At 59.6% G+C, this 25,125-nt stretch carries 22 protein-coding genes; 13 read left to right on the top strand and 9 right to left on the bottom strand.

Going from position 1 to position 25,125, the window contains the following annotated elements; translation table 11 throughout:
- Window positions 1-112: 112 nt before the first annotated feature.
- The 6 genes from cysG to BK665_RS03900 form a co-directional block, all read right to left on the bottom strand.
- Window positions 113-1,507, bottom strand: a complete 1,395-nt coding sequence (gene cysG, locus BK665_RS03870; RefSeq protein WP_123403028.1) for a siroheme synthase CysG — start codon at window positions 1,505-1,507, stop codon at window positions 113-115.
- On the bottom strand, window positions 1,508-2,788 hold the full coding sequence (serS, locus tag BK665_RS03875) for a serine--tRNA ligase (RefSeq protein WP_123403030.1): 1,281 nt from the start codon (window positions 2,786-2,788) through the stop codon (window positions 1,508-1,510).
- 16 nt (window positions 2,789-2,804) lie between these two features.
- Complete coding sequence (crcB, locus tag BK665_RS03880) at window positions 2,805-3,179, bottom strand: fluoride efflux transporter CrcB (protein ID WP_123403032.1); 375 nt, start codon at window positions 3,177-3,179, stop codon at window positions 2,805-2,807.
- A complete protein-coding gene (locus BK665_RS03885) occupies window positions 3,179-4,501 on the bottom strand; it encodes a replication-associated recombination protein A (RefSeq protein ID WP_010458909.1) in 1,323 nt (440 codons plus the stop codon). Before BK665_RS03885 ends, crcB begins: the two co-directional genes overlap by 1 nt.
- A 155-nt stretch (window positions 4,502-4,656) precedes the next feature.
- Window positions 4,657-5,280 (bottom strand): outer membrane lipoprotein periplasmic chaperone LolA, encoded by a 624-nt coding sequence (lolA, locus tag BK665_RS03895; RefSeq protein WP_123403034.1) that lies wholly within the window; start codon window positions 5,278-5,280, stop codon window positions 4,657-4,659.
- A gap of 66 nt (window positions 5,281-5,346) precedes the next feature.
- Window positions 5,347-7,752, bottom strand: a complete 2,406-nt coding sequence (locus BK665_RS03900) for a DNA translocase FtsK (RefSeq protein ID WP_123403036.1) — start codon at window positions 7,750-7,752, stop codon at window positions 5,347-5,349.
- A 307-nt stretch (window positions 7,753-8,059) separates the two neighbouring features.
- Here BK665_RS03900 and trxB point away from each other — a divergent pair, with 307 nt between their 5' ends.
- The 4 genes from trxB to infA all read left to right on the top strand — a co-directional run bounded on the left by trxB (window position 8,060) and on the right by infA (window position 10,859).
- Window positions 8,060-9,019: a thioredoxin-disulfide reductase gene (gene trxB / locus BK665_RS03905; RefSeq protein WP_123403038.1), complete on the top strand. Its 960-nt coding sequence runs from the start codon at window positions 8,060-8,062 to the stop codon at window positions 9,017-9,019.
- Window positions 9,020-9,083: 64 nt separating this feature from the next.
- Window positions 9,084-9,764: a leucyl/phenylalanyl-tRNA--protein transferase gene (gene aat / locus BK665_RS03910; RefSeq protein ID WP_123403040.1), complete on the top strand. Its 681-nt coding sequence runs from the start codon at window positions 9,084-9,086 to the stop codon at window positions 9,762-9,764.
- A gap of 57 nt (window positions 9,765-9,821) precedes the next feature.
- Window positions 9,822-10,529 carry an arginyltransferase gene (locus BK665_RS03915; RefSeq protein WP_123403042.1) on the top strand — a complete coding sequence of 236 codons (708 nt, stop codon included), beginning with the start codon at window positions 9,822-9,824 and terminating at the stop codon, window positions 10,527-10,529.
- 111 nt (window positions 10,530-10,640) lie between these two features.
- On the top strand, window positions 10,641-10,859 hold the full coding sequence (gene infA, locus BK665_RS03920; protein ID WP_002553999.1) for a translation initiation factor IF-1: 219 nt from the start codon (window positions 10,641-10,643) through the stop codon (window positions 10,857-10,859).
- A gap of 277 nt (window positions 10,860-11,136) precedes the next feature.
- On the opposite strand, the gene clpA is transcribed toward infA, so the two are convergent.
- Both clpA and clpS read right to left on the bottom strand, forming a co-directional pair.
- Window positions 11,137-13,407, bottom strand: coding sequence for an ATP-dependent Clp protease ATP-binding subunit ClpA (gene clpA, locus BK665_RS03925; protein WP_123403044.1), 2,271 nt, complete (start codon window positions 13,405-13,407; stop codon window positions 11,137-11,139).
- A gap of 30 nt (window positions 13,408-13,437) precedes the next feature.
- A complete protein-coding gene (gene clpS, locus BK665_RS03930; RefSeq protein ID WP_034146919.1) occupies window positions 13,438-13,821 on the bottom strand; it encodes an ATP-dependent Clp protease adapter ClpS in 384 nt (127 codons plus the stop codon).
- A gap of 225 nt (window positions 13,822-14,046) precedes the next feature.
- On the opposite strand from clpS, the gene BK665_RS03935 reads away from it, so the two are divergent.
- A complete protein-coding gene (locus BK665_RS03935) occupies window positions 14,047-14,334 on the top strand; it encodes a cold shock domain-containing protein (RefSeq protein ID WP_123403133.1) in 288 nt (95 codons plus the stop codon).
- Window positions 14,335-14,398: 64 nt separating this feature from the next.
- On the opposite strand, the gene icd is transcribed toward BK665_RS03935, so the two are convergent.
- A complete protein-coding gene (icd, locus tag BK665_RS03940) occupies window positions 14,399-15,655 on the bottom strand; it encodes an NADP-dependent isocitrate dehydrogenase (RefSeq protein WP_010458895.1) in 1,257 nt (418 codons plus the stop codon).
- Between the two features lie 493 nt (window positions 15,656-16,148).
- On the opposite strand from icd, the gene BK665_RS03950 reads away from it, so the two are divergent.
- The 8 genes from BK665_RS03950 to BK665_RS03985 all read left to right on the top strand — a co-directional run bounded on the left by BK665_RS03950 (window position 16,149) and on the right by BK665_RS03985 (window position 24,969).
- Window positions 16,149-18,374, top strand: coding sequence for an NADP-dependent isocitrate dehydrogenase (locus tag BK665_RS03950; protein WP_123403048.1), 2,226 nt, complete (start codon window positions 16,149-16,151; stop codon window positions 18,372-18,374).
- Between the two features lie 175 nt (window positions 18,375-18,549).
- Entirely contained in the window at window positions 18,550-18,996 is a 447-nt protein-coding gene (locus BK665_RS03955; RefSeq protein WP_123403050.1) for an NUDIX hydrolase, read from the top strand.
- Between the two features lie 59 nt (window positions 18,997-19,055).
- The gene (gene mnmA / locus BK665_RS03960; RefSeq protein ID WP_123403052.1) at window positions 19,056-20,201 is read left to right on the top strand and encodes a tRNA 2-thiouridine(34) synthase MnmA; all 1,146 of its coding nucleotides are present in this window, start codon (window positions 19,056-19,058) and stop codon (window positions 20,199-20,201) included.
- Entirely contained in the window at window positions 20,198-20,821 is a 624-nt protein-coding gene (gene hflD / locus BK665_RS03965; protein ID WP_123403054.1) for a high frequency lysogenization protein HflD, read from the top strand. Before mnmA ends, hflD begins: the two co-directional genes overlap by 4 nt.
- Window positions 20,822-20,947: 126 nt before the next feature.
- Window positions 20,948-22,318: an adenylosuccinate lyase gene (purB, locus tag BK665_RS03970; RefSeq protein ID WP_123403057.1), complete on the top strand. Its 1,371-nt coding sequence runs from the start codon at window positions 20,948-20,950 to the stop codon at window positions 22,316-22,318.
- Window positions 22,319-22,404: 86 nt separating this feature from the next.
- On the top strand, window positions 22,405-23,574 hold the full coding sequence (locus BK665_RS03975) for a ribosomal protein uL16 3-hydroxylase (RefSeq protein WP_123403060.1): 1,170 nt from the start codon (window positions 22,405-22,407) through the stop codon (window positions 23,572-23,574).
- A complete protein-coding gene (locus BK665_RS03980; protein WP_123403063.1) occupies window positions 23,567-23,992 on the top strand; it encodes a GNAT family N-acetyltransferase in 426 nt (141 codons plus the stop codon). The genes BK665_RS03975 and BK665_RS03980 overlap by 8 nt, the downstream gene beginning before the upstream one ends.
- Window positions 23,993-24,207: 215 nt before the next feature.
- Window positions 24,208-24,969: a secretin N-terminal domain-containing protein gene (locus BK665_RS03985; RefSeq protein ID WP_123403067.1), complete on the top strand. Its 762-nt coding sequence runs from the start codon at window positions 24,208-24,210 to the stop codon at window positions 24,967-24,969.
- Window positions 24,970-25,125 lie beyond the last annotated feature (156 nt).

A 25,125-nucleotide genomic window follows, 5' to 3' on the forward strand; every position in this document is an offset into this window, starting at 1 on the left:
GTGCGGGTTTGGAGGGCCTCTTCGCGAGCAAGCCCGCTCCCACAGGGGATTTGTGAACGACACAAATCAAATGTGGGAGCGGGCCTGCTCGCGAATGCAGGCGACGCGGTGTTCAGACCTGCGCCTGAGCCCCTTCAAACCACGCCAGTTTCTCGCGCAGTTGCACCACTTCCCCAACAATCACCAATGTCGGCGCATGCACTTCATGCTCCGCCACCAGCCGTGGAAGATCGGCCAACGTGCCGGTAAACACCCGCTGATTGACCGTGGTGCCCTGCTGGATCAACGCCGCCGGGGTGTCCGCGCCGCGACCGTGCTTGATCAACTGCTCGCAGATGATCGGCAAGCCCACCAGCCCCATGTAAAACACCAGGGTTTGCGCCGGGGCGACCAGGTCGGCCCAGGGCAGATCGGTGGAACCGTCCTTCAAGTGCCCGGTGACGAACCGCACGGACTGCGCATAATCGCGGTGCGTCAGCGGAATCCCGGCATACGCCGCGCAACCACTGGCCGCCGTAATGCCCGGCACGACCTGGAACGGGATGCCATGGGCCGCCAGTTCTTCGATCTCTTCGCCGCCACGGCCGAAGATGAACGGATCGCCACCCTTCAACCGCACCACACGTTTGCCAGCCTGGGCCAGATCCACCAGTTGCTTGTTGATCTGATCCTGCGGGACCGCGTGATCGGCGCGACGCTTGCCGACGTAGATCCGCTCGGCATCACGACGGCACAAATCCAGAATCGCCGGCGCCACCAAGCGGTCGTACAGCACCACATCGGCTTGCTGCATCAGGCGCAAGGCGCGGAACGTCAGCAGGTCCGGATCACCGGGGCCTGCGCCGACCAAATACACTTCGCCGGTTTTTGTCGGCGGCTCGCCAGCGATTTTCGCCAGCAGCAAGCGCTCGGCTTCAGCGCCCTGCCCGGCCAGTTGCCGGTCAGCAATCGGACCCTGGAATACATCTTCCCAGAACGCCCGACGCTGCTGCACATCCGGAAGCAGGTTTTTGACCTGAGTGCGAAAGCGCGCCGCCAGACCGGCCAGTTGCCCGTAAGTGGAGGGAATCCAGGTTTCGATTTTGGCCCGGATCAACCGTGCCAGCACCGGCGCATCGCCGCCGCTGGAGATGGCAACGATCAGCGGCGAACGGTCGACAATCGCCGGGAAGATCACGCTGCACAGGGCCGGCGCATCCACCACGTTGACCGGCACACAACGCCGATGGGCATCGGCGGAGACTTGCGCGTTCAGCGGTTCGTCGTCGGTGGCGGCAATGATCAGCCCGCAACCGTCCAGATCCGCCTCGACGTAGCCACGCAACAGGCACTCGCCACCGCTGCCGGCAACCAGTTCGCGCAATTGCGGCTCTATTTCAGGTGCGACCACCCGCAGCAGCGCACCGGCTTCGGCCAGCAGGCGGGACTTGCGCAAGGCAATCTCCCCGCCGCCGACGACCAACACACGACTGCCGCGCAGGTTATGAAACAGCGGCAGATAGTCCATTTAGCCGATGACCTCAAGGCCACCCATGTACGGTTTCAGTACGGCTGGCACACGGATCGAACCGTCGGCCTGCTGGTAGTTTTCCAGCACCGCCACCAAGGTACGACCGACCGCCAGGCCGGAACCGTTCAGGGTATGCACCAATTCAGGTTTGCCGGTTTCCGGGTTGCGGAAACGCGCTTGCATGCGCCGGGCCTGGAAATCGCCGCAGTTGGAGCACGACGAAATCTCGCGGTACTTGTCCTGGCTCGGAATCCACACTTCCAGGTCGTAAGTCTTCACGGCACTGAAGCCCATGTCGCCGGTGCACAGCGCGATGGTGCGATACGGCAGCTCCAGCAATTGCAGGACTTTTTCCGCATTGGCGGTCAGGCTTTCCAGTGCGTCCATCGACGTCGATGGCTCAACAATCTGGACCATTTCAACTTTGTCGAACTGATGCTGGCGAATCATGCCGCGGGTGTCGCGACCCGACGCGCCGGCTTCGCTGCGGAAGCATGGCGTGTGGGCGACGAACTTGATCGGCAACAACTTCGAATCGAGGATTTCGCCGGAAACGATGTTGGTCAGCGACACTTCGGCGGTCGGGATCAGGTACAGATCGGCTTCGCCTTCGCGGCTGATCTTGAACAGGTCTTCTTCGAACTTCGGCAACTGGCCAGTGCCTTGCAGGGCTGGCGCTTGAACCAGATAAGGCGTGTAGGCCTCTTCATAGCCGTGTTCGCTGGTGTGCAGGTTGATCATGAACTGCGCCAGAGCGCGGTGCAGACGGGCGATCGGGCCACGCAGCAGGGCGAAACGGGCGCCGGACAGCTTGGCGGCGGTTTCGAAGTCCAGCCAGCCGAATTTCTCGCCCAGGGCCACGTGGTCCTGAATCGGGAAATCGAATGCTGTCGGGGTGCCCCAGCGGCGCACTTCGACGTTGCCGTCTTCATCGGCGCCGACCGGCACAGATTCGTGGGGCAGGTTCGGGATGCCAAGCAGGATCGAATCCAGGTCGGTCTGGATCTGGTCCAGCTCTACCTTGCCGGCACTCAATTCGTTCGCCATGCGCTCGACGTCGGCCATCAACGGCGCAATGTCTTCGCCGCGCTGTTTGGCCTGACCGATGGATTTGGAGCGCGCATTACGTTCAGCCTGCAGTGCTTCGGTGCGGGTCTGGACGGTCTTGCGCTGTTCTTCCAGCGCTTCGATGCGCGCAACATCCAGCACAAAGCCACGGGATGCCAGGCGGTCCGCTACGTCCTGAAGGTTGCTACGTAACAGTTTGGAATCGAGCATGTCGGTCTCTCGTTTATCAAAGTTTGGTCAAGGATAGGCCAGCCCACGTGGCGAGCAGCCCGCCGAATACGCTAATGGCCAGATAACCGAAGGCTATCGGTGCCTGCCCGCTTTCCAGCAGGCGCAGCGTATCCAGTGAAAAAGATGAAAAGGTCGTCAGACCGCCGACAAAACCGACGATCAGGCCAGCGCGAATTTCGATCGGCACTTCCGGGCGCGTCAGAAACAGCCCGTACAGCAAACCGATGATCAGGCAGCCCACCAGATTGACGGCCAGCGTCGCCAGGTAAAAATGCCGGGGCCAATTGGCGCTGACCCAAGTGCTGGCGGCGAAACGCAGTAATGTACCAGCGATACCGGCCACGGACACCGCAAGAATCGTTCGAATCACTATTTTCTCCGCTGTCGGGGGCTCAGACGATCAAGTTGCGCGAGGTGGTTGAGCTTCTCGCCGATCTTCAGCTCCAGGCCGCGAGGCACCGGCTGATAGAAGGGTTGTGGCTCGAGCTCTTCCGGAAAGTAGTCTTCGCCAGCGGCGTAGGCGTCCGGCTCATCGTGGGCATAACGGTATTCGTCGCCATAACCCAATTGCTTCATCAGTTTGGTCGGTGCGTTGCGCAAGTGTAGTGGCACTTCCAGCGAACCGTGTTCGGTGGCGCTGCGCATCGCGGCTTTGAAGCCCATGTACACCGCGTTGCTTTTCGGCGCGCAGGCCAGATAAGTGATGGCCTGGGCCACCGCCAATTCGCCTTCGGGGCTGCCGAGGCGTTCCTGCACCTCCCACGCCGCCAGGCACAGGCTCAGGGCGCGAGGGTCGGCATTGCCGATGTCTTCGCTGGCCATGCGCACCACGCGCCGGGCCAGGTACAGCGGATCGCAACCGCCGTCGATCATACGGGCGAACCAGTACAACGCGCCGTCGGGGTTGGAGCCGCGCACCGATTTGTGCAGCGCGGAAATCTGGTCGTAAAACGCTTCGCCGCCCTTGTCGAACCGCCGACGGGTATCGCCAAGCAGGCTTTGCAGCAGATCGATGCCAATCTCGCTGTTGTCTTCGGCCAGATCGGAGGCGTTTTCCAGCAGGTTGAGCAGACGCCGGCCATCGCCATCGGCGGCGGACAGCAGCATCTGGAAGCCTTCGTCACTGAGGGTCAGTTGCCGCTTGCCCAGGCCCCGCTCTTCGGTCAGCGCACGGTGTACGAGTTTGCGCAGGGCCGCTTCGTCGAGGCTTTTGAGCACGTAGACGCGGGCCCGGGAGAGCAAGGCGTTATTGAGTTCGAAGGAGGGGTTTTCGGTGGTCGCGCCGATGAAAATCAGCGTGCCGTCTTCAACGTAAGGCAGGAACGCATCCTGCTGGGACTTGTTGAAACGGTGCACTTCGTCGACAAACAGGATGGTGCGTTTGCCGTACTGCCCGGCCTGTTGCTTGGCGATTTCCACCGCCTGACGGATTTCCTTCACCCCGGCCAGCACCGCCGACACCGTTTCAAAATGCGCATCCGAGACTTCCGCGAGCAGCCGCGCCAGGGTGGTCTTGCCCACCCCCGGCGGGCCCCAAAAGATCATCGAATGCAGGGCACCCTGCTCCAACGCTTCGCGCAATGGCTTGCCGCGAGCGAGCAGGTGTTCCTGACCGACATACTCATCCAGATTGGCCGCACGCAGGCGGGCGGCCAAGGGTTGAGCGATCGGGGCACTGCGAAACAGGTCCATCACGTACGGTTGAAACCTCGCTTTATTACGTAGCTCTCAAATCCTGTGAAACCCTGTGGGAGCGGGCTTGCTCGCGAATGCGGTGTGCCAGGCAACATTGATGGCGACTGGCATGCCCCCTTCGCGAGCAAGCCCGCTCCCACAGGTTCTGCGTTTTATTCCTGGATCACGTCCGCACCCTTTGGGATGTCGAACTTGAACTTGGACGCCGGGATCGGCTCGTTGGCCTTCACGCCGGTAAACAGCAGGTTGGTGCGCTGACCCACGCTGTCGATCATTTGCATGTCATTGACCAGGCCATTGCGGAACGACAGGCGCAGGCTGTCGAACAGGGTGTCCTTGGTTTTCGGCTTCAGGGTGAAGTCGATCACGCCGCCGGCTTCCTTGGCGCTGATGTCGAAGCTCTCTTTGATCTTGGACACGTCACCGGACAGCAGCAGGGCCGGGGTCTGGGTCAGGCGCTGGTCGAGGGTCTTGATGGTGACCTGTTCCAGATCCGGGTCCCACAGGGTGACCTTCTTGCCATCGGAGACCATGGTTTGTTCGGCAGGCGCTTCGGTGTGCCAGTAGAACAGGCCCGGCCGCTGCAACGACATTTCACCAGACGTTTCCTGCAACTGGGTGCCGCTGCCATCGAGGGTCAGCTGGGAGAAACGCGCGGTCAGGGTCTTGGATGTTTCCAGCAATTGGGTCAGACGCGCCACGTCCTTGTCATCGGCGTGGGCCGAGAGCGTGGTCAAAGCCAGAACCGGCAGCAACAGCATGCGGATAAGACGCATGGGAGTCCTCTTGAATATTCGTGGGGTTCAGGCGGCGCGTCACTGCGCCACCCTTTTTAATTCAACTCAGTCGCGCACCGGGCCGGGGGCCAGGACTTCGCGCGAACCGTTGGTGTTCATGGACGTCACGACCCCGGCCATTTCCATGGCTTCGATCATGCGTGCGGCGCGGTTGTAGCCGATCTTCAGCTTGCGCTGCACCGCCGAGATAGATGCACGACGGCTTTCCAGCACGAACTGCACAGCTTCGTCGTAGAGCGCGTCGGATTCGCTGTCTTCATCGCCGCCGCTGCCGCCTTCAAAGCCGCTACCCGGCTCTTCGACACCGGCCAGGATCTCGTCGTTGTATTCCGGCGCGCCACGCAGTTTCCAGGCTTCAACCACCCGGTGAACCTCGTCATCGGAGACGAAGGCGCCGTGGACACGGATCGGCAGGCTGGTGCCCGGCGGCATGTAGAGCATGTCACCGTGGCCCAGCAATTGCTCGGCGCCGCCCTGGTCGATGATGGTCCGGGAGTCGATCTTGCTCGAGACCTGGAACGCCATGCGCGTCGGGATGTTGGCCTTGATCAGACCGGTGATCACGTCAACCGACGGACGCTGGGTCGCGAGGATCAAGTGGATACCGGCGGCACGGGCCTTCTGGGCGATACGGGCGATCAGTTCTTCAACCTTCTTGCCGACGATCATCATCATGTCGGCGAATTCGTCGACGACCACGACGATGGTCGGCAGCTTGTGCAGCAGCGGCGCTTCGTCGTGAATGCTTTCGCGCTTGTACAGCGGATCGGACAGCGGCGTACCGGCCTCTTGCGCATCCTTGACCTTCTGGTTGAAGCCGGACAGGTTACGCACGCCCATCTTCGCCATCAGTTTGTAGCGACGCTCCATCTCCGCCACGCTCCAGCGCAGGGCGTTGGCCGCGTCCTTCATGTCGGTGACCACCGGGCAGAGCAAGTGCGGGATGCCTTCGTAGATCGACAGCTCAAGCATTTTCGGGTCGATCATGATCAGCTTGGCGTCTTCCGGGCCGGACTTGAACAGGATCGACAGGATCATCGCGTTCACCCCCACCGACTTACCGGAACCGGTCGTACCGGCCACCAGCAAGTGGGGCATTTTTGCCAGGTCGGTGATGACCGGCTTGCCGCCGATGTCGTGGCCCAGGGCCAGGGTGACCGGCGATTTGAAGTTGTCGTATTCGGGCGATGACAGCACTTCGGAGAAGCGCACGATCTGCCGGTCTTCGTTGGGAATCTCAATACCGACGGTGGTCTTGCCCGGGATCACTTCAACCACCCGCACGCTGGTCACGGCCAGGGAACGCGCCAAATCCTTGGCCAGGTTGGAGATGCGGCTGACCTTGACCCCGGCGGCCGGCTGGATTTCGTAACGGGTGATCACCGGGCCTGGGTGAATCGAATCCACGGTGACTTCGACGCCGAATTCCTTGAGCTTGATTTCCAGCAAATGGCCAACCGCAGCCAGGGATTCGGGCGAGTAATTGAGTTGTTTCTTTTCCGCCGGGTCGAGAATCGAGATCGGCGGCAAGGTGCCTTCCACGGCGCTGTCGACGAACAACGGCGCCTGCTTCTCTTTTTCCACTCGCTTGCTCGGCGCCGCGGGCTTGGACGGCGCGGGCGCAATCACCGGCGGCACCTGCTTCTCGCGCTCGGACATGTGCTTGCTCAGGGCCTGTTCGCGCTCGATCAGGCGTTCCTTGACCTTGGCCTGTTCGCGTTTGTCGGTGACGGTCGGAGCAACCACGTCATGCACCCGGTCGTCGACTTCACGCAACTGGGCGACCAGTTGTTTGCGCTCGACACGGGCCGCCCACCAGCGATTGGCCGCGCCCTGGAACAGTTCGAACAGGTCGAGGGTGATCTTGCCGGTGAGGTCCATCACCTTGAACCACGACAGGTCGGTGAACACCGTCAGGCCGAACAGGAACAGGGCGATGAACAACAACGTGCTTCCCTGGATGTTCAGGGCGTTCCTGGCCAGGTCGCCGAGGCTTTCGCCCAGCGCGCCGCCCGCGCCGGCCGGCAAACCGGTCGCCGCGTGGAAATGGATGTGGGCCAGGGCTGCGCCCGAGAGCACCAGGAACACCAGGCCGATCAGGCGCCAGGAGAACAGCCAGCCGCTCCACTGCCACGGTTCATGGCGTTGACGGAAGATCTGGTAGATTTTGACCGCCAGTAACAACGGGAAGATGTAGGCGAAGTAACCCAGCACCATGAACAGGATATCGGCGCTGTAGGAGCCAACCGGACCGCCGAAGTTCTGCACATCGTCGATCTTGCTGTTATGGCTCCAGCCCGGATCGTCCTTGCCGTAGGTCAACAAGGCCATCATCAGGAACAGGCACAAGGCACCGATGGCGATCAACGCACCTTCCTTGAGTCGGTAGTGCAGATGCTGGCGCCAGAGCGGAACGACGGCTGGTTTAGGTGCTGCGGTGGATTTCTTCAAAACGCTTCTTTTCCTGCGCCTGTGGCGCGTCCATCTGTTGAATGACTATAAAAACTGCCCAATCCAGGCAGGTAAAAAAAGTGAACAGGCGTAACCGGGACTACTTTTAACACTGCACCCCTATGTTTCAAAACAGGGCACGTAACGCTTTTTTGCTACAAGTGCTGTTACAAGCGGGCATTGTACGGGTTTGTTCGGCCGATGCCATGCTGGCAACCCTTGGGTGTAGCATAGCCAAAGGCACAACACAGACGGTTCAATTTGAGCACGCATTCTCTTTTGTGACAAAGGCTTATGAGGTGTTTTTATGAGCGAGTCCAAGCATTCACGCCTGATCATTCTGGGTTCCGGCCCTGCCGGGTACAGCGCCGCCGTTTATGCCGCCCGGGCCAACCTCAAACCGGTGGTCATTACCGGGATACAGGCAGGTGGCCAGCTCACAACCACCGTCGAAGTCGACAACTGGCCCGGTGACGTCGAAGGCCTCACCGGCCCGGTGCTGATGGAACGCATGCAAAAACACGCCGAGCGCTTTGCCACAGAGATCGTTTACGACCACATCCACACCGCCAAGTTGCAGCAGCGCCCTTTCGAACTCATCGGCGACAGCGGCACCTACACCTGCGACGCCCTGATTATCGCCACCGGCGCCTCCGCGCAATACCTGGGGCTGCCCTCGGAAGAGGCCTTCGCCGGTAAAGGGGTTTCGGCCTGCGCGACGTGCGACGGCTTTTTCTACCGCAATCAGGTGGTCGCAGTGGTCGGCGGCGGCAACACGGCGGTTGAAGAAGCGCTGTACCTGTCGAACATCGCCAAGGAAGTCCATCTGGTGCACCGGCGCGACAAGCTGCGCTCGGAGAAAATCCTGCAGGACAAACTGTTCGAAAAAGCCGCCAACGGCAATGTCCGCCTGCACTGGAACCAAAACCTTGATGAAGTGCTGGGGGATGCCAGCGGCGTGACCGGCGCCCGCCTGCGCGACAGCCATACCGGCGAAACCCGCGAACTGCCGCTGGCTGGCGTGTTCATCGCCATCGGCCACAAACCCAACACCGACCTGTTCCAGGGCCAGTTAGCGATGCGTGACGGCTACCTGCTGATCAAGGGCGGTAGCGAAGGCGATGCCACCGCCACCGAGATCCCGGGCGTATTCGCCGCCGGTGATGTGGCCGACCACGTTTACCGCCAGGCCGTCACCTCTGCCGGGGCCGGTTGCATGGCCGCGCTGGACGCCGAGAAATACCTCGACGATATTCCCACCGTTTGACACGCTACTTCATGGCGGGCCGACACGCCCGCCACTGCCCTCCCCTTCTGTAAGCCCGAAGACCATGCTGACTTGGCTACAACGCAACACCCTGACTTTTCCGCCCCTGGAAAAAGCCATGCGCGATCCTAATGGACTGTTGGCGGCCGGTGGCGACCTGTCCGCCGATCGGCTGATCCAGGCCTATCGCCACGGCTGCTTTCCGTGGTTTTCCGAGGGCCAGCCGATTCTCTGGTGGTCGCCGGATCCGCGCACGGTTCTGTTTCCCGACGAACTGCACGTTTCCCGTAGCCTGAACAAGTTGCTGCGCCAACAACGCTATCAAGTGACCTTCGATCAGGATTTTGCCGCCGTCATCCGCGCCTGCGCCGCGCCACGGGACTACGCCGACGGCACCTGGATCACCGAGGCCATGCAGGACGCCTACCTGGAACTGCACCGGCGCGGCTACGCCCATTCGGTTGAGGTCTGGGACCAGGGCGAACTGATAGGCGGCCTGTACGGCCTGGCCATGGGGCAGTTGTTTTTCGGCGAGTCGATGTTCAGCCGCGCCGACAACGCGTCCAAATTTGGCTTTGCCACCCTGGTGCGCCATCTGAAAGACTCGGGTTTTGTGCTGATCGATTGCCAGATGCCCACCGACCACTTGCACAGCCTCGGCGCCCGGGCGATTCCCCGCAGCGAATTCGCTGGCTACCTCGCACGGCACCTGGATCAACCCAGCGTTGCCACCTGGGTTTGCTGAGCGACTTTTGCCCGCGTGGCTTACACTTAATTCAAAGCTTATTCCCGAGGGTTGATCATGACCGAGTTGGCGCGTTTGAAGTTCTATGCCACTCAGCCCCACTCTTGCAGTTATCTGCCTGAGGAGCAGGCCACGACCCTGTTTCTCGACCCTAGTCAGCCCATGGATGTGCATGTCTACGCAGACCTGTCGGAAATGGGCTTTCGTCGCAGCGGCGATCATCTTTACCGGCCACATTGCCAGAACTGCAATGCGTGCGTCCCGGCGCGCATTCCTGTCGCTCAGTTTTCCCCGAATCGTCAGCAGAAACGCATTTTCAAGCGTAACGCCGACTTGCAGGTGCGTCCGTCCCGGCCGAAATTCAGCGAAGAATATTTCGACCTCTATCAGCGCTACATCGAACAGCGTCATGCCGACGGCGACATGTACCCGCCGAGCCGTGATCAGTTTTCGACGTTCCTGGTGCGTGATCTGCCATTTTCCCGGTTCTACGAATTCCGTCTCGACGGACGGCTGGTGGCCGTGGCGGTAACTGACTTGCTGCCTAACGGCCTGTCGGCGGTGTACACCTTCTACGAGCCTGCCGAAGAGCATCGCAGCCTCGGGCGCTACGCCATTCTCTGGCAGATTGCCGAAGCCCAGCGGCTGGGACTGGAAGCGGTCTACCTCGGCTACTGGATCAAAAACTGCAAAAAGATGAACTACAAGACCCAGTATCGCCCCATCGAACTGCTGATTAATCAGCGCTGGGTCGTCCTGAACTAAGGCAATCGGTAAACCCCTTGGCGTAAACACCATTTTTCGGGCACAATGCACGCCGCTTTTGCCTGGCGCAGTTGCACCGGGCCATTCATTGGATACCGAGGGCTTTACTGCATGTCGAAAGAAGACAGCTTCGAAATGGAAGGCACTGTCGTCGACACCCTGCCCAACACCATGTTTCGTGTGGAGTTGGAAAATGGGCACGTCGTAACCGCGCATATTTCCGGCAAGATGCGCAAGAACTACATTCGTATTCTTACCGGTGACAAAGTGCGCGTCGAGCTGACGCCCTATGACTTGAGCAAAGGGCGCATTACTTACCGCGCTCGTTAATCAAGTCAATACAAAACGCCCGGTTATGCCGGGCGTTTTTGTGTGTGGATCGTTCCCACGCTCTGCGTGGGAATGCCTCTACGGACGCTCCGCGTTCGGCTCTTGAGGGGACGCAGAGCGTCCCGGGCTGCATTCCCACGCGGAGCGTGGGAACGATCAAGAGATGCAAGCTGACCCACCGCTTTCGCGAGCAAGCCCGCTCCCACCTTTGATCTTCGGAGTTCTCCGGACAGCAAAAAGGCGCCTTTCGGCGCCTTTTGCTTTGTTGCGGTTAACGTCAGGCCATTTCTGCCGTGGTTTCGAACTCGAAGGTCAGCTCGCCGTCCTTGAGATCGATGTGCACCACACCACCATGGTCGGCCAGTTCGCCAAAGAGGATCTCTTCGGCCAGTGGACGCTTGATCTTGTCCTGGATCAAACGCGCCATTGGTCGAGCACCCATGGCCGAATCGTAGCCTCCCGCCGCGAGCCAACTGCGTGCGGCATCGGTCACTTCCAGCTGCACGCGCTTGTCTTCCAGCTGCGCCTGAAGTTCGGTAAGGAACTTGTCCACCACGCTTTTGATGACCTCATGGCTGAGGCGACCAAACTGGATAATGGTGTCCAGACGGTTGCGGAACTCAGGCGTGAAGCTCTTCTTGATCACTTCCATCGCATCGGACGAGTGGTCCTGATGGGTGAAACCGATCGAAGCACGGGCTGCAGTTTCGGCGCCGGCGTTGGTCGTCATGATGACGATCACGTTACGGAAATCCGCCTTGCGCCCGTTGTTATCGGTGAGCGTACCGTGGTCCATGACCTGCAGCAGCAGGTTGAAGACTTCCGGATGCGCCTTCTCGATTTCATCGAGCAACAGCACGCAGTGAGGCTGCTTGGTGATGGCTTCGGTCAGCAGACCGCCCTGATCGAAACCGACATAGCCTGGAGGTGCACCGATCAGACGCGATACGGTGTGGCGCTCCATGTACTCGGACATGTCGAAGCGAACCAGTTCGATGCCCAGCGCCTTGGCCAACTGACGCGCCGCTTCGGTTTTACCGACACCGGTAGGACCGGCGAACAGGAACGAACCGACTGGCTTGTCAGGCGACTTGAGGCCGGCACGGGACAGTTTGATCGCGGTCGACAACGAGTCGATCGCGGCATCCTGGCCAAATACGGTCAGCTTCAGGTCACGCTCAAGGTTACGCAGCAACTCTTTGTCGGAGCTGGTGACGTGCTTAGGCGGAATCCGCGCGATTTTCGCCACGATGTCCTCGACCTGAGGCACTTCGATGCGTTTCACGCGCTTCTCGATCGGTTGCAGGCGCTGGTAGGCACCCGCTTCGTCGATGACGTCGATGGCCTTGTCCGGCATGTGCCGGTCATTGATGTAGCGCGAGGCCAGTTCAGCCGCCGCACGCAACGCTTCATCGCTGTATTCGATGCCGTGGTGCGTCTCGAAACGCCCTTTCAGGCCGCGCAGGATGCTGATGGTGTCTTCGACCGAAGGCTCGGACACATCGACCTTCTGGAAGCGCCGTGCCAAGGCACGATCCTTCTCGAAGATCCCGCGGAATTCCTGGAACGTGGTCGAGCCGATGCAGCGGATATCGCCCGACGACAGTAAAGGTTTGAGCAGGTTCGAGGCATCCATGACACCACCCGACGCAGCACCTGCACCAATAATGGTGTGGATTTCGTCGATGAACAGGATGGCGTGCGGACGTTTTTTCAGTTCATTGAGCAACGCCTTGAAGCGTTTCTCGAAATCGCCACGGTATTTGGTCCCGGCCAGCAAGGCGCCCAGGTCGAGGGAATACACCACGGCGTTGGCCAGAAGGTCCGGCACCTGGTTGTCGACGATACGCTTGGCCAGGCCTTCGGCAATCGCAGTTTTACCCACGCCCGCCTCGCCCACCAGCAGCGGATTGTTTTTGCGACGACGCGCCAGAATCTGCGCGACACGCTCGACTTCGAGCTCACGGCCTACCAATGGATCAATTCGACCCTGGCGTGCGAGTTCGTTGAGGTTACTGGCATAAGCATCCAGAGGATTGCCTGAAGAAGAAGACTCACCGCCCTCGTCGTCCTGCATATCTTGCTCACCTTCAGAGTGATCGCCGTGCCCCGGTACTTTGGAAATGCCATGGGCGATGTAGTTGACGACATCAATGCGTGCAACGCTCTGCTGTTTCAGCAGGAACACTGCCTGGCTTTCTTGCTCACTGAAGATGGCGACCAGCACGTTGGCGCCAGTCACTTCGCGTTTGCCCGAGCTCTGTACGTGAAAGACAGCACGCTGCAGAACACGCTGGAAGCCCAGGGTGGGTTGGGTCTCGCGATCCTCGTCATGGACGGGGATCAACGGCGTGGTGGAGTCGATGAACTCCTGCAGGTCATGCTTGAGTTTGTCGAGGTTTGCGCCGCAGGCACGCAAAACGGTGGCGGCAGCCTCATTATCCAATAGGGCCAACAGGAGATGTTCGACGGTCATGAATTCATGACGTTTCGAACGAGCCTCCTTGAAGGCTAAATTGAGGGTGACTTCGAGCTCGCGGTTTAACATAGCTTCACCTCATACCCAAGTGGTCGGCGATTAACCGTCCTTCTCGATTTCACAGAGTAGCGGATGCTGGCTTTCCCTGGCGTACTGGTTGACCTGCATGGCCTTCGTCTCGGCGATGTCGCGGGTAAACACTCCACATACTGCCCGTCCTTCTGTGTGAACGGCCAGCATGACCTTGGTCGCCAGCTCGCGATTCAGGTTAAAAAACACCTCGAGCACTTCGACGACGAAATCCATCGGTGTGTAGTCATCATTAAACAAAACCACCTTGTACATCGGCGGCGCCTGTAAAGCAGGCTTAGCCTCCTGAACAGCAATGCCTGCGGAATCGTCGTCGTGTTCCTCCGGGTGATCTTTCTGGAGAGTCGGGCGATCCTGATTGAATGTTAGTCGAATCTGGCTGATTGCATGCATGGAAAGAAAGGTTCGTCAGTTGTGCAAATACAGTGGTGGGGGCGGCTATCAACGATTTCAACTCCGACTGCCCAGTCACCTTGACTATCGGGAAAACGGTGTTACAACCAATAGAGCCCACAGTGGGTAAAAAAGGTCCGCGGAGTCAATCTTATTTATGAGATTCGACTGCGGATGAACTGGATGATACTCCAGTGATGGAGTCTGTTGCAGAGGGATATGAGCATGGTTGTCGGTAAGGTGAAATGGTTCAACAATGCCAAGGGATTCGGTTTCATTAACACCGACGCCAGAGAAGGCAAGGACGAGGACGGCAAACCTATCGATTTTTTTGCCCACTACTCGGCCATTGAAATGAACGGCTACAAGACCCTTAAGGCTGGACAAGCCGTCAACTTCAAGATAGTCCAAGGACCTAAAGGCTTGCACGCCGTGAACATTGTGGCCGTCGCACAACAGACCGAGACCGGACAGACCTCACAGCCCTCTCAAACAGAACCGGTATCGAACTGAGCTAACTCGTCATCCAGTCATGAAAAAACCGCCCGAAGGCGGTTTTTTTATGCCGGCTCGCTTCTTACATATGCGAGATCAGCGCATCACCAAACGCGGAAGAAGACAGCAACTTCGCGCCTTCCATCAAACGGTGGAAGTCATAGGTCACGGTCTTGGCGGAAATCGCGCCGTTGGTGCCCTTGATGATCAGGTCGGCCGCTTCGGTCCAGCCCATGTGCCGCAGCATCATTTCGGCGGACAGGATCAGCGAACCCGGGTTGACCTGGTCCTTGCCAGCGTATTTCGGCGCAGTCCCGTGGGTCGCTTCGAACATGGCGATGGTGTCGGACAGGTTTGCACCCGGCGCGATACCGATACCGCCCACTTCGGCCGCCAGGGCGTCGGAGAGGTAGTCGCCGTTCAAGTTCAGGGTCGCAATGACATCGTACTCAGCCGGGCGCAGCAGGATCTGCTGGAGCATGGCGTCGGCGATGGCATCCTTGACGATGACGTTCTTGCCGGTTTTCGGGTTCTTGAACTGCATCCACGGACCGCCGTCGAGCAGGGTCGCGCCGAATTCTTCAGCCGCCACCTCGTAGGCCCATTCCTTGAAGGCACCTTCGGTGAACTTCATGATGTTGCCTTTGTGCACGATGGTCAGCGAATCGCGGTCGTTGTCGACCACATATTGCAGCGCCTTGCGCGCCAGACGCTTGGTGCCTTGCAGCGAAACCGGCTTGATGCCGATACCGCAGTTTTCGTCGAAACGGATCTTGGTGACGCCCATTTCATCTTTAAGGAACTTGATGACCTTGGTGGCTTCCGGCGAACCGGCCTTCCACTCGATGCCGGCGTAGATGTCTTCCGAGTTCTCGCGGAAGATCGTCATGTCGACGTCGCCTGGCTTCTTGACCGGGCTCGGTACACCTTCGAACCAGCGCACCGGGCGCAGGCAGACATAAAGGTCGAGTTGTTGACGCAGGGCCACGTTCAGCGAACGGATGCCGCCGCCGACCGGGGTGGTCAGTGGGCCCTTGATGGAAACCACGTAATCCTTGACTGCGTCCAGGGTTTCCTGAGGCAGCCAGGTGTCCTGATCGTAAACCTGAGTCGCTTTTTCCCCGGCGTAGACTTCCATCCAGGAAATTTTGCGCTCGCCGCCGTAAGCCTTCTTAACAGCAGCATCGACAACCTTGATCATGACCGGGCTGATATCAACGCCGATGCCATCGCCTTCAATGAAGGGGATGATCGGGTTGTTAGGAACATTGAGAGAATGGTCCGCGTTGACGGTGATTTTGTCGCCGACTGCTGGAACCTGAATCTTCTTGTATCCCATGCTGAACTCCATTGTTTGGATTGAACATCTGGCTTCGTTCGAGCGTACCCCAGTTAAATCGGCGCGCAAACCCTATGTTCCACCCATCTGCCGCAAAGCTGTGCAGTTCGCGATCTACAAGCCTGAAACCAAAGGGAAAAGCGCCAAACTCAAGCACGGTGCAAGACTCTACGCTCCACCCTGCCCTGCGACCTTTAGACCAATGGACGATATTCGTTGCGTATGAACCATCGGCAGATTGCCAGCTACCTATGTATAATGCCGCCGCTGACCGAAGGGTCACAAAGGCCAAGCTCTCTATTACGAGACTTTCAGCCAGATTGAAGCCGGGTTGTTACCGCAGCCCACCCGCTTGACGCTCGACTGATGCACCCAACATCACCGCGAAGAAACCTCGACATTCGGCTCATGGATGACTTTGAACGAACGCGCTTACCCGGCGCCCCTCGAGTTTTCTGCGCATGCTTTAGCAAAGAAGAGAGTTAATCCGAATATGCCCACCCGCTCGAAGATCATCTATACCTTCACCGACGAAGCCCCAGCCCTCGCCACCTATTCACTGTTGCCTATCGTAGAGGCCTTCACCGCCTCCGCTGATATCGCCGTGGAAACCCGCGATATCTCTCTTGCAGGGCGCATCCTGGCCAGCTTCCCCGAGCAATTGGGTGACAAAGCCGTAGCCGACCACCTCGCCGAACTGGGCGACCTGGCCGTTACGCCTGAAGCCAACATCATCAAGCTGCCGAACATCAGCGCCTCGGTGCCACAACTGCAAGCGGCGATCACCGAGCTGCAATCCCAGGGTTTCGCCCTGCCGGACTACCCGGAAACCGTAACCACCGAAGCCGACAAAGAAGCCAAGTCGCGCTACGACAAGATCAAGGGCAGCGCCGTGAACCCGGTCCTGCGCGAAGGTAACTCCGATCGTCGTGCCCCGCTGTCGGTTAAAAACTACGCTCGCAAGCACCCGCACAAAATGGGTGCCTGGGCTGCGGACTCCAAGTCCCACGTCGCGCACATGAGCACCGGTGATTTCTACGGCAGCGAAAAAGCTGCCCTGATCGACGCCGCTGACGCCGTTAAAATCGAACTGATCGCTCAAGACGGCACCACCACCGTCCTGAAAGAAAAGACCACCGTGCAAGCCGGTGAAATCCTCGATTGCGCGGTACTGAGCAAAAACGCCCTGCGCAGCTTCATCGCCGCCGAAATCGAAGACGCCAAGCAAAAAGGCGTGCTGCTGTCGGTTCACTTGAAAGCCACCATGATGAAGGTCTCCGACCCGATCATGTTCGGCCAGATCGTTGCCGAGTTCTATAAAGACGCACTGACCAAGCACGCTGACGTGCTGGCGCAGATCGGCTTCAACCTGAACAACGGCATCGGCGATTTGTACGCTCGCATCAAGGCTTTGCCGGCTGAGCAACAAGCGCAGATCGAAGCGGACATCCAGGCGGTCTACGCCGACCGTCCGTCGTTGGCCATGGTCAACTCCGACAAAGGCATCACCAACCTGCACGTGCCGAGCGACGTGATCGTCGACGCCTCGATGCCGGCGATGATCCGTGACTCCGGCAAGATGTGGGGCACTGACGGTCAGTTGCACGACACCAAGGCTGTGATCCCGGATCGCTGCTACGCCACCATCTACCAGGCGGTCATCGAAGACTGCAAGGTCAACGGCGCTTTCGATCCAACCACCATGGGCAGCGTGCCAAACGTTGGCCTGATGGCGAAAAAAGCCGAAGAGTACGGCTCCCACGACAAGACTTTCCAGATCAAGACAAACGGCGTGGTTCGGGTTTCCGACAGCGCTGGTCGCACTCTGCTGGAACAGTCGGTTGAAGCCGGCGACATCTTCCGCATGTGCCAGACCAAAGACGCGCCGATCCAGGACTGGGTCAAACTGGCCGTCAACCGTGCTCGCGCAAGCGCCACGCCAGCGATCTTCTGGCTGGACCCGATGCGCGCCCACGACGGCGTGGTAATCGAGAAAGTTCAGGCCTACCTGAAGGATCACGACACCGCCGGCCTGGATATCCAGATCATGGCGCCAGTTGACGCGATGAAGTTCACCCTGCAGCGCACCCGCGAAGGCAAGGACACCATCTCGGTGACCGGCAACGTATTGCGCGACTACCTGACCGACCTGTTCCCGATCATGGAACTGGGCACCAGCGCCAAGATGCTGTCGATCGTGCCGCTGATGAACGGCGGTGGCCTGTTCGAAACCGGCGCCGGCGGTTCGGCACCGAAGCACGTTCAGCAACTGCTGGAAGAAAACTTCCTGCGCTGGGATTCCCTGGGCGAGTTCCTGGCCCTGGCCGCGTCCCTTGAGCACCTGGGTGTTACTTATAAAAACCCTAAAGCGCTGGTTTTGGCCAAGACCCTGGACCAGGCCACCGGCCAGTTCCTGGACAACAACAAGTCGCCATCGCGCAAAGTCGGCAACATCGACAACCGCGGCAGCCACTTCTACCTGGCGCTGTACTGGGCACAAGCCCTGGCCGCCCAGTCCGAAGACAATGCACTGCAAGCGCAGTTTGGCCAACTGGCAAAAACCCTGACCGAGAACGAAGCAACCATCGTTGCCGAGCTCAACGCCGTTCAGGGCAAGCCAGTGGACATCGGCGGTTACTACCACGCCAATGCCGAGCTGATCAGCAAGGCCATGCGCCCAAGCAACACCTTCAACGCCGCGATCGCTGCGCTGGTTTAAGGTTGTAAGGATGCAAAGAAGCCCCGGCCCAGTGCCGGGGTTTCTGTTTCCACCCATACCTGTAGGAGCGAGGCTTGCCCGCGAAGGCGGTGTGTCAGTCGACATCATTGTTATTTGACACACCGCCTTCGCGGGCAAGCCTCGCTCCTACAAGTTGACAACCGGAGGATATTTCATGACCTGGCTACCCCACATCACCGTCGCCACCATCGTCGAGGACAATGGTCGCTTTCTGATGGTCGAAGAAACCAAGGGCGGACGAGCGGTACTCAACCAGCCCGCCGGCCACCTGGACCCGGATGAAACCCTGATCGAAGCCGCCGTGCGCGAAACCCTTGAAGAAACTGGCTGGGATGTCGAGCCGACCGGCGTGGTGGGGATTTACCTCTATACCGCCCCAAGTAATGGCGTGACTTACCAACGGGTGTGCTTCATCGCCAAAGCCCTGAAACACCATCCCGACTATCAACTGGACGACGGCATCGTCGGCGCCAAATGGCTGACCCGTGGCGAACTGATCGAACAGCGCGCAAACTGGCGCAGTGAGCTGATCATCCGCTGCATCGATGATTATCTGGACGGTAAACACTTCGGCCTCGAACTGATCCGCCCTTCTCTTTAGCCTTGCGGGCTTCGGCCTGTTAGAATCGCGTCCTTTTTCAAGACACTCATTGAATCCCTATGCGTGATCCAGCCCCTTCTGACATACAAAAGAAGCGCGTCATTGTCGGCATGTCCGGCGGCGTGGACTCTTCCGTTTCCGCTCTCCTGCTGATCGAGCAGGGTTATGAGGTGGAAGGCCTGTTCATGAAGAACTGGGAAGAAGACGATGGAACGGAATACTGCACCGCCATGGACGACCTGGCGGATGCGCAGGCTGTGTGCGACAAAATTGGCATCAAGCTGCACACCGCCAACTTCGCCGCCGAGTACTGGGACAACGTGTTCGAGCACTTCCTGGCCGAATACAAGGCCGGTCGCACGCCGAACCCGGACATCCTGTGCAACCGCGAGATCAAGTTCAAGGCGTTCCTCGACTACGCCATGATGCTCGGCGCCGACCTGATCGCCACCGGCCACTACGTGCGTCGCCGCGACATCGATGGCCGCACCGAACTGCTCAAGGGCCTGGACCCGAACAAGGACCAGAGCTACTTCCTGCACGCCGTGGGCGGTGAACAGATCGCCAAGACCCTGTTCCCGGTCGGCGAACTGGAAAAGCCCGAAGTACGGGCGATTGCCGAGAAGCATGAGCTGGCGACCGCGAAGAAAAAGGATTCCACCGGGATCTGCTTTATCGGCGAACGCCGCTTCAGCGATTTCCTCAAGCAATACCTGCCGGCCCAGCCAGGCGAGATCAAGACCACCGAAGGCGAAGTCATTGGCCGTCACCACGGCCTGATGTACCACACCATCGGTCAGCGCCAGGGTCTGGGCATTGGCGGCTTGAAAGACGCCAGTGACGAGCCGTGGTACGTGCTGATCAAGGACTTGGTCAACAACGAACTGATCGTCGGCCAGGGCAATGATCATCCGTATCTGTTCTCCCGCGCCCTGCTCGCCTCGGACATCTATTGGGTCAACCCGATCGACCTGAGCGAACCACGCCGATTGACCGCCAAAGTCCGTTATCGCCAAAGCGACCAGCCGTGCACGCTGGAAAAAACCGCCAGCGGTTACCGCGCCACTTTCGATGATCCGCAACGGGCGGTCACTCCAGGCCAGTCCGTGGTGTTCTACGACGGTGAAATCTGCTTGGGCGGCGGCGTGATCGAAATTGCCGAGCCCTGGACCAGCAAAGGCACTGCTCAAGGCGAGCCACAATGACCCCGACTCAGGAGCAACTGACGGCACTGGGCGGCGTGTTTCTCGCTGCGGTGCTGGTGGACAAGATCGCCAAGAGCGGCCAGACCAGCGAAGCCGGCCTGACCTGCATGCTCGGCAGCTTGCTGATCCGCGACCCCAAGGACACCCTGGAAGTCTACGGCGGCGACGACATCAATCTGCGCGAAGGCTATCGCGCCTTGATCGGCGCCCTGGAACGCGACCCGAGCACCCTGCAGCGTGAGCCGCTGCGTTATGCCCTGGCGATGCTGGGGCTTGAGCGTCAATTGGCCAAGCGCGACGACATGCTGGGGGTGATCGGCAAGCGTCTGCCGCAGATTCAATCCCAGGTCGAGCATTTCGGGCCGGCCCACGAGAACGTAATCGCAGCCTGCGGCGCGCTCTACCAGGACACCCTAAGCACCCTGCGCCAACGGATCCAGGTGCACGGCGACATGCGCAACCTGCAGCAACCGAGCAACGCCTCGAAAATCCGCGCCCTGTTGCTGGCCGGGATTCGTTCGGCGCGCCTGTGGCGGCAGTTGGGCGGTCATCGCTGGCAGTTGGTGATCAGCCGTCGCAAGTTGCTCAAAGAGCTTTACCCGCTGATGCGCAGCAGCTGAACCGCGCCCGCCACACCGCTTTAGATCTGTAACGCGTAATACGCCGGTCAGTTGGCAACGGACCGGCGGATTTTTTCATGTATGATACGCGCCCCATTTCGTTGCCCGACTGTCCGAGAACACCCCATGCAGCTTTCTTCGCTCACTGCGGTTTCCCCTGTTGACGGCCGCTACGCCGGCAAAACCCAGGCCCTGCGCCCAATTTTCAGCGAATACGGTTTGATCCGTGCTCGCGTTCTGGTTGAAGTGCGCTGGCTCCAGCGCCTGGCCGCTCACCCAGGCATCAGCGAAGTGCCGGCGTTCTCCGCCGAAGCCAACGCGGTGCTCAACGCCTTGGCGGACAACTTCGCTCTGGAGCACGCCGAGCGTGTCAAAGAGATCGAGCGCACCACCAACCACGACGTAAAAGCCATCGAATACCTGCTCAAAGAGCAAGCGGCCAAGTTGCCGGAACTGGCCAAAGTCAGCGAGTTCATCCACTTTGCCTGCACCAGCGAGGACATCAACAACCTGTCCCACGCCCTGATGCTGCGCGAAGGCCGTGATGACGTGATGCTGCCGCTGATGCGCCAGACCGCTGAAGCTATCCGCGAACTGGCGATCCGTTTCGCTGACGTGCCGATGCTGTCGCGCACCCACGGTCAACCGGCCTCGCCGACCACCCTGGGCAAAGAGCTGGCGAACGTGGTTTACCGTCTGGAGCGTCAAATCGCTCAAGTCGCTGCCGTGCCGCTGCTGGGCAAGATCAATGGCGCTGTCGGCAACTACAACGCACACATCTCGGCCTACCCGGAAATCGACTGGGAAGAAAACGCCCGCGCCTTCATCGAAGACGAGCTGGGCCTGGGCTTCAACCCGTACACCACGCAGATCGAACCCCACGACTACATTGCCGAGCTGTTCGACGCGATCGCGCGCTTCAACACGATCCTGATCGACTTCGACCGCGATATCTGGGGCTACATCTCCCTGGGTTATTTCAAACAGCGCACCATCGCTGGCGAAATCGGTTCGTCGACCATGCCGCACAAGGTCAACCCGATCGACTTCGAAAACTCCGAAGGCAACCTGGGCATCGCCAACGCACTGTTCCAGCACCTGGCGAGCAAGTTGCCGATCTCCCGCTGGCAGCGCGACCTGACCGACTCCACCGTACTGCGCAACCTCGGTGTCGGCTTCGCCCACAGCGTGATCGCGTACGAAGCCAGCCTCAAAGGCATCAGCAAACTGGAGCTCAACGCTCAGAAAATCGCTGCTGACCTCGACGCTTGCTGGGAAGTATTGGCTGAGCCGATCCAGACCGTGATGCGTCGCTACAACATCGAAAACCCGTACGAGAAGCTCAAAGAGTTGACGCGCGGCAAGGGCATCAGCCCAGAAGCGTTGCAAACTTTCATCGACGGCCTGGACATGCCAGCCGCCGCCAAGGCCGAGCTGAAATTGCTGACGCCGGCAAACTACATCGGTAACGCTGTAGAGCAAGCCAAACGCATCTGATAGACCGCTTGACCCTTTTGAGACGCCCGGCAGCGCCGGGCGTTTTTATTCCCGTCTGAAAAGTGCTTTTTTTCAATAGGTTACACATGAATCCTGACATTCCTCTTCAACTTCTGGGCGGTATCACGGCCCGCGAATTCCTGCGCGACTACTGGCAGAAAAAACCGCTGCTGATCCGCCAGGCGATCCCTGATTTCGAAAGCCCGATCGATCCAGACGAACTGGCCGGCCTGGCGCTGGAAGAAGAAGTTGAATCGCGCCTGGTGATCGAACACGGCGAGCGTCCTTGGGAAATGCGCCGTGGCCCATTCGCCGAAGACGAATTCAGCAAATTGCCGGAAACCGAGTGGACCCTGCTGGTGCAAGCGGTTGATCAATTCGTGCCGGAAGTCAGTGAACTGCTGGAAAACTTCCGTTTCCTGCCGAGCTGGCGCGTCGACGACGTGATGATCAGCTTCGCCGCCCCGGGTGGCAGCGTCGGTCCGCATTTCGATAACTACGATGTGTTCCTGCTGCAAGGTCACGGCAAGCGCAACTGGAAGATCGGCCAGATGTGCGATTCCGAGAGCAAGCTGCTGCCACACGCGGACCTGCGCATCCTCGCCGACTTCGAAGCCACCGATGAGTGGGTTCTGGAACCGGGCGACATGCTCTACCTGCCGCCGCGCCTGGCCCATTGCGGCGTTGCGGTGGATGACTGCATGACTTACTCGGTCGGCTTCCGCGCCCCGAGCGCCTCTGAAGTGCTGACCCACTTCACCGACTTCCTCAGCCAGTTCCTGACCGACGAAGAGCGTTATACCGACGCCGACGCCCTGCCGGCGGTCGATCCGCACCAGATTCAACACGACGCGCTTGATCGCCTGAAAGCCTTGCTGGCCGAGCACATGAGCGACGAGCGCCTGCTGCTGACCTGGTTCGGCCAATACATGACCGAGCCGCGCTACCCGGAACTGGTGGTCGGCCCGGAAGAAATCGAAGAAGAAGACTTCCTCGCCAGCCTGGAACAGGGCGCCGTGCTGATTCGCAACCCGAGTGCGCGCATGGCCTGGTCCGAAGTCGATGACGACCTGCTGCTGTTCGCCAGCGGCCAGAGCCGTTACCTGCCAGGCAAACTGCGTGAGCTGCTGAAGCTGATCTGCGCCGCCGACGCCCTGCACACCGACAACCTCGGTGACTGGCTGAACGACGAAGACGGCCGCGGCCTGCTGTGCGAGCTGGTCAAGCAAGGCAGCCTGGGGTTCGCTGATGAATAAAATCCACGTTCGTGTCGCAGACTGGCAGAAGGATATCGCCGAGATCCGGCGCATTCGTGAGACGGTATTCATCGCCGAGCAATCCGTTCCACCTGAACTGGAATGGGATGCCGATGACGCGACAGCGGTGCATTTCCTCGCTTTCGAAGGCGACTTTCCAATTGGCACCGCCCGCCTGCTGCCCGACGGGCACATCGGCCGGGTATCGGTGCTCAAGGACTGGCGCGGCTTGAAAGTGGGCGATGCGCTGATGCAAGCAGTGATCAGTGAAGCCGAGAAACGCGGGCTGAAGCAACAGAAGCTGAGTGCGCAAGTGCAGGCCACGGCGTTCTATGAGCGTTTGGGCTTCAGCCTGGTCAGTGAGGAATTCCTGGAAGCCGGGATTCCCCATGTGGACATGGTTCGGCATTCGGTTTAAAACCGCGGCGCGGCCTTCGCGAGCAAGCCCGCTCCCACATTTGGAATGCGTTCCAATGTGGGAGCGGGCTTGCTCGCGAAGAGGCCCTAAAGCACACCACAAAACGCCCCGCCATCCTCGGATGCCGGGGCGTTTTGCTGTCCAGGATTCAACTTGCCCCACCCCGGGCCGACAAACTGGCAATATCAAGCCTTTCGAAAGCGGAGATAACGGACATGTCCCTACGCACCTTGCTCACCACGCTGCTGCTGACCTGCAGTTTTTCGGTCATGGCCGCCACCGAGATCGTGCCCCTGAACTACCGCACCAGCGCTGACATGCTGCCGGTGGCGCAGAATTTCATCGGCAAGGATGGCCAGGTCAGCGCCTATGGCAATCAACTGATCGTCAACGCCGATCAACGCAAGATCGACGAACTTAAAGCCTTGATCAGCCAGCTCGACGTGGCCGCCAAACGTCTGCTGATCACCGTCGACACCAACGAAAACAACTTCCAGGGTGACCAGGGTTATTCGGTGAACGGCGCCAAACCGAGCCAGACCCGCATCATCAACCGCAGCACCGACAGTCGCGACGGCGGTATCCAGCAGGTCCAGGCCAGCGAAGGTACGCCGGCGCTGATTCAGGTCGGCCAGAGCGTGCCGCTGACCAGCACCCAGACCGACACCTACGGTCGCCTGCAAAGCCAGACCGAGTATCGCAACGTCACCCAGGGGTTCTACGTGACTGCCAGCGTCACCGGCGACATCGTTCATCTGGCGATCAGTACCAATCGTGACCGTATGAGCCAGGAACGTCCCGATGTAGTGAATGTGCAAAGTACCGACACAACTGTCACAGGGCGCCTGGGCGAGTGGATCACCCTGGCCGGCGTGAATCGCCAGACTCAAGCCGACAAACAAGGCACAACCCGCAGCTACTCTACTCAGGGCCGGGATGACATGACCTTGCGGGTGAAAGTCGACACCCTGGACTAAAGCACCAAAAACTGACTGATTAGTCGTATTAGACTAAAGATGTAGTGCTTGAAAAAAAGCACTACAAAATGTTTGACGATCCAAAAAAGCAAAGGCATGATGGCCTCGCTCCCGCTAATCAGGGGCCCTGGCAAGGGCCTTCGAGGCGACGCTCGC

Source organism: Pseudomonas frederiksbergensis (assembly GCF_003732665.1).
In the GTDB taxonomy this organism is placed as follows: domain Bacteria; phylum Pseudomonadota; class Gammaproteobacteria; order Pseudomonadales; family Pseudomonadaceae; genus Aquipseudomonas; species Aquipseudomonas frederiksbergensis_G.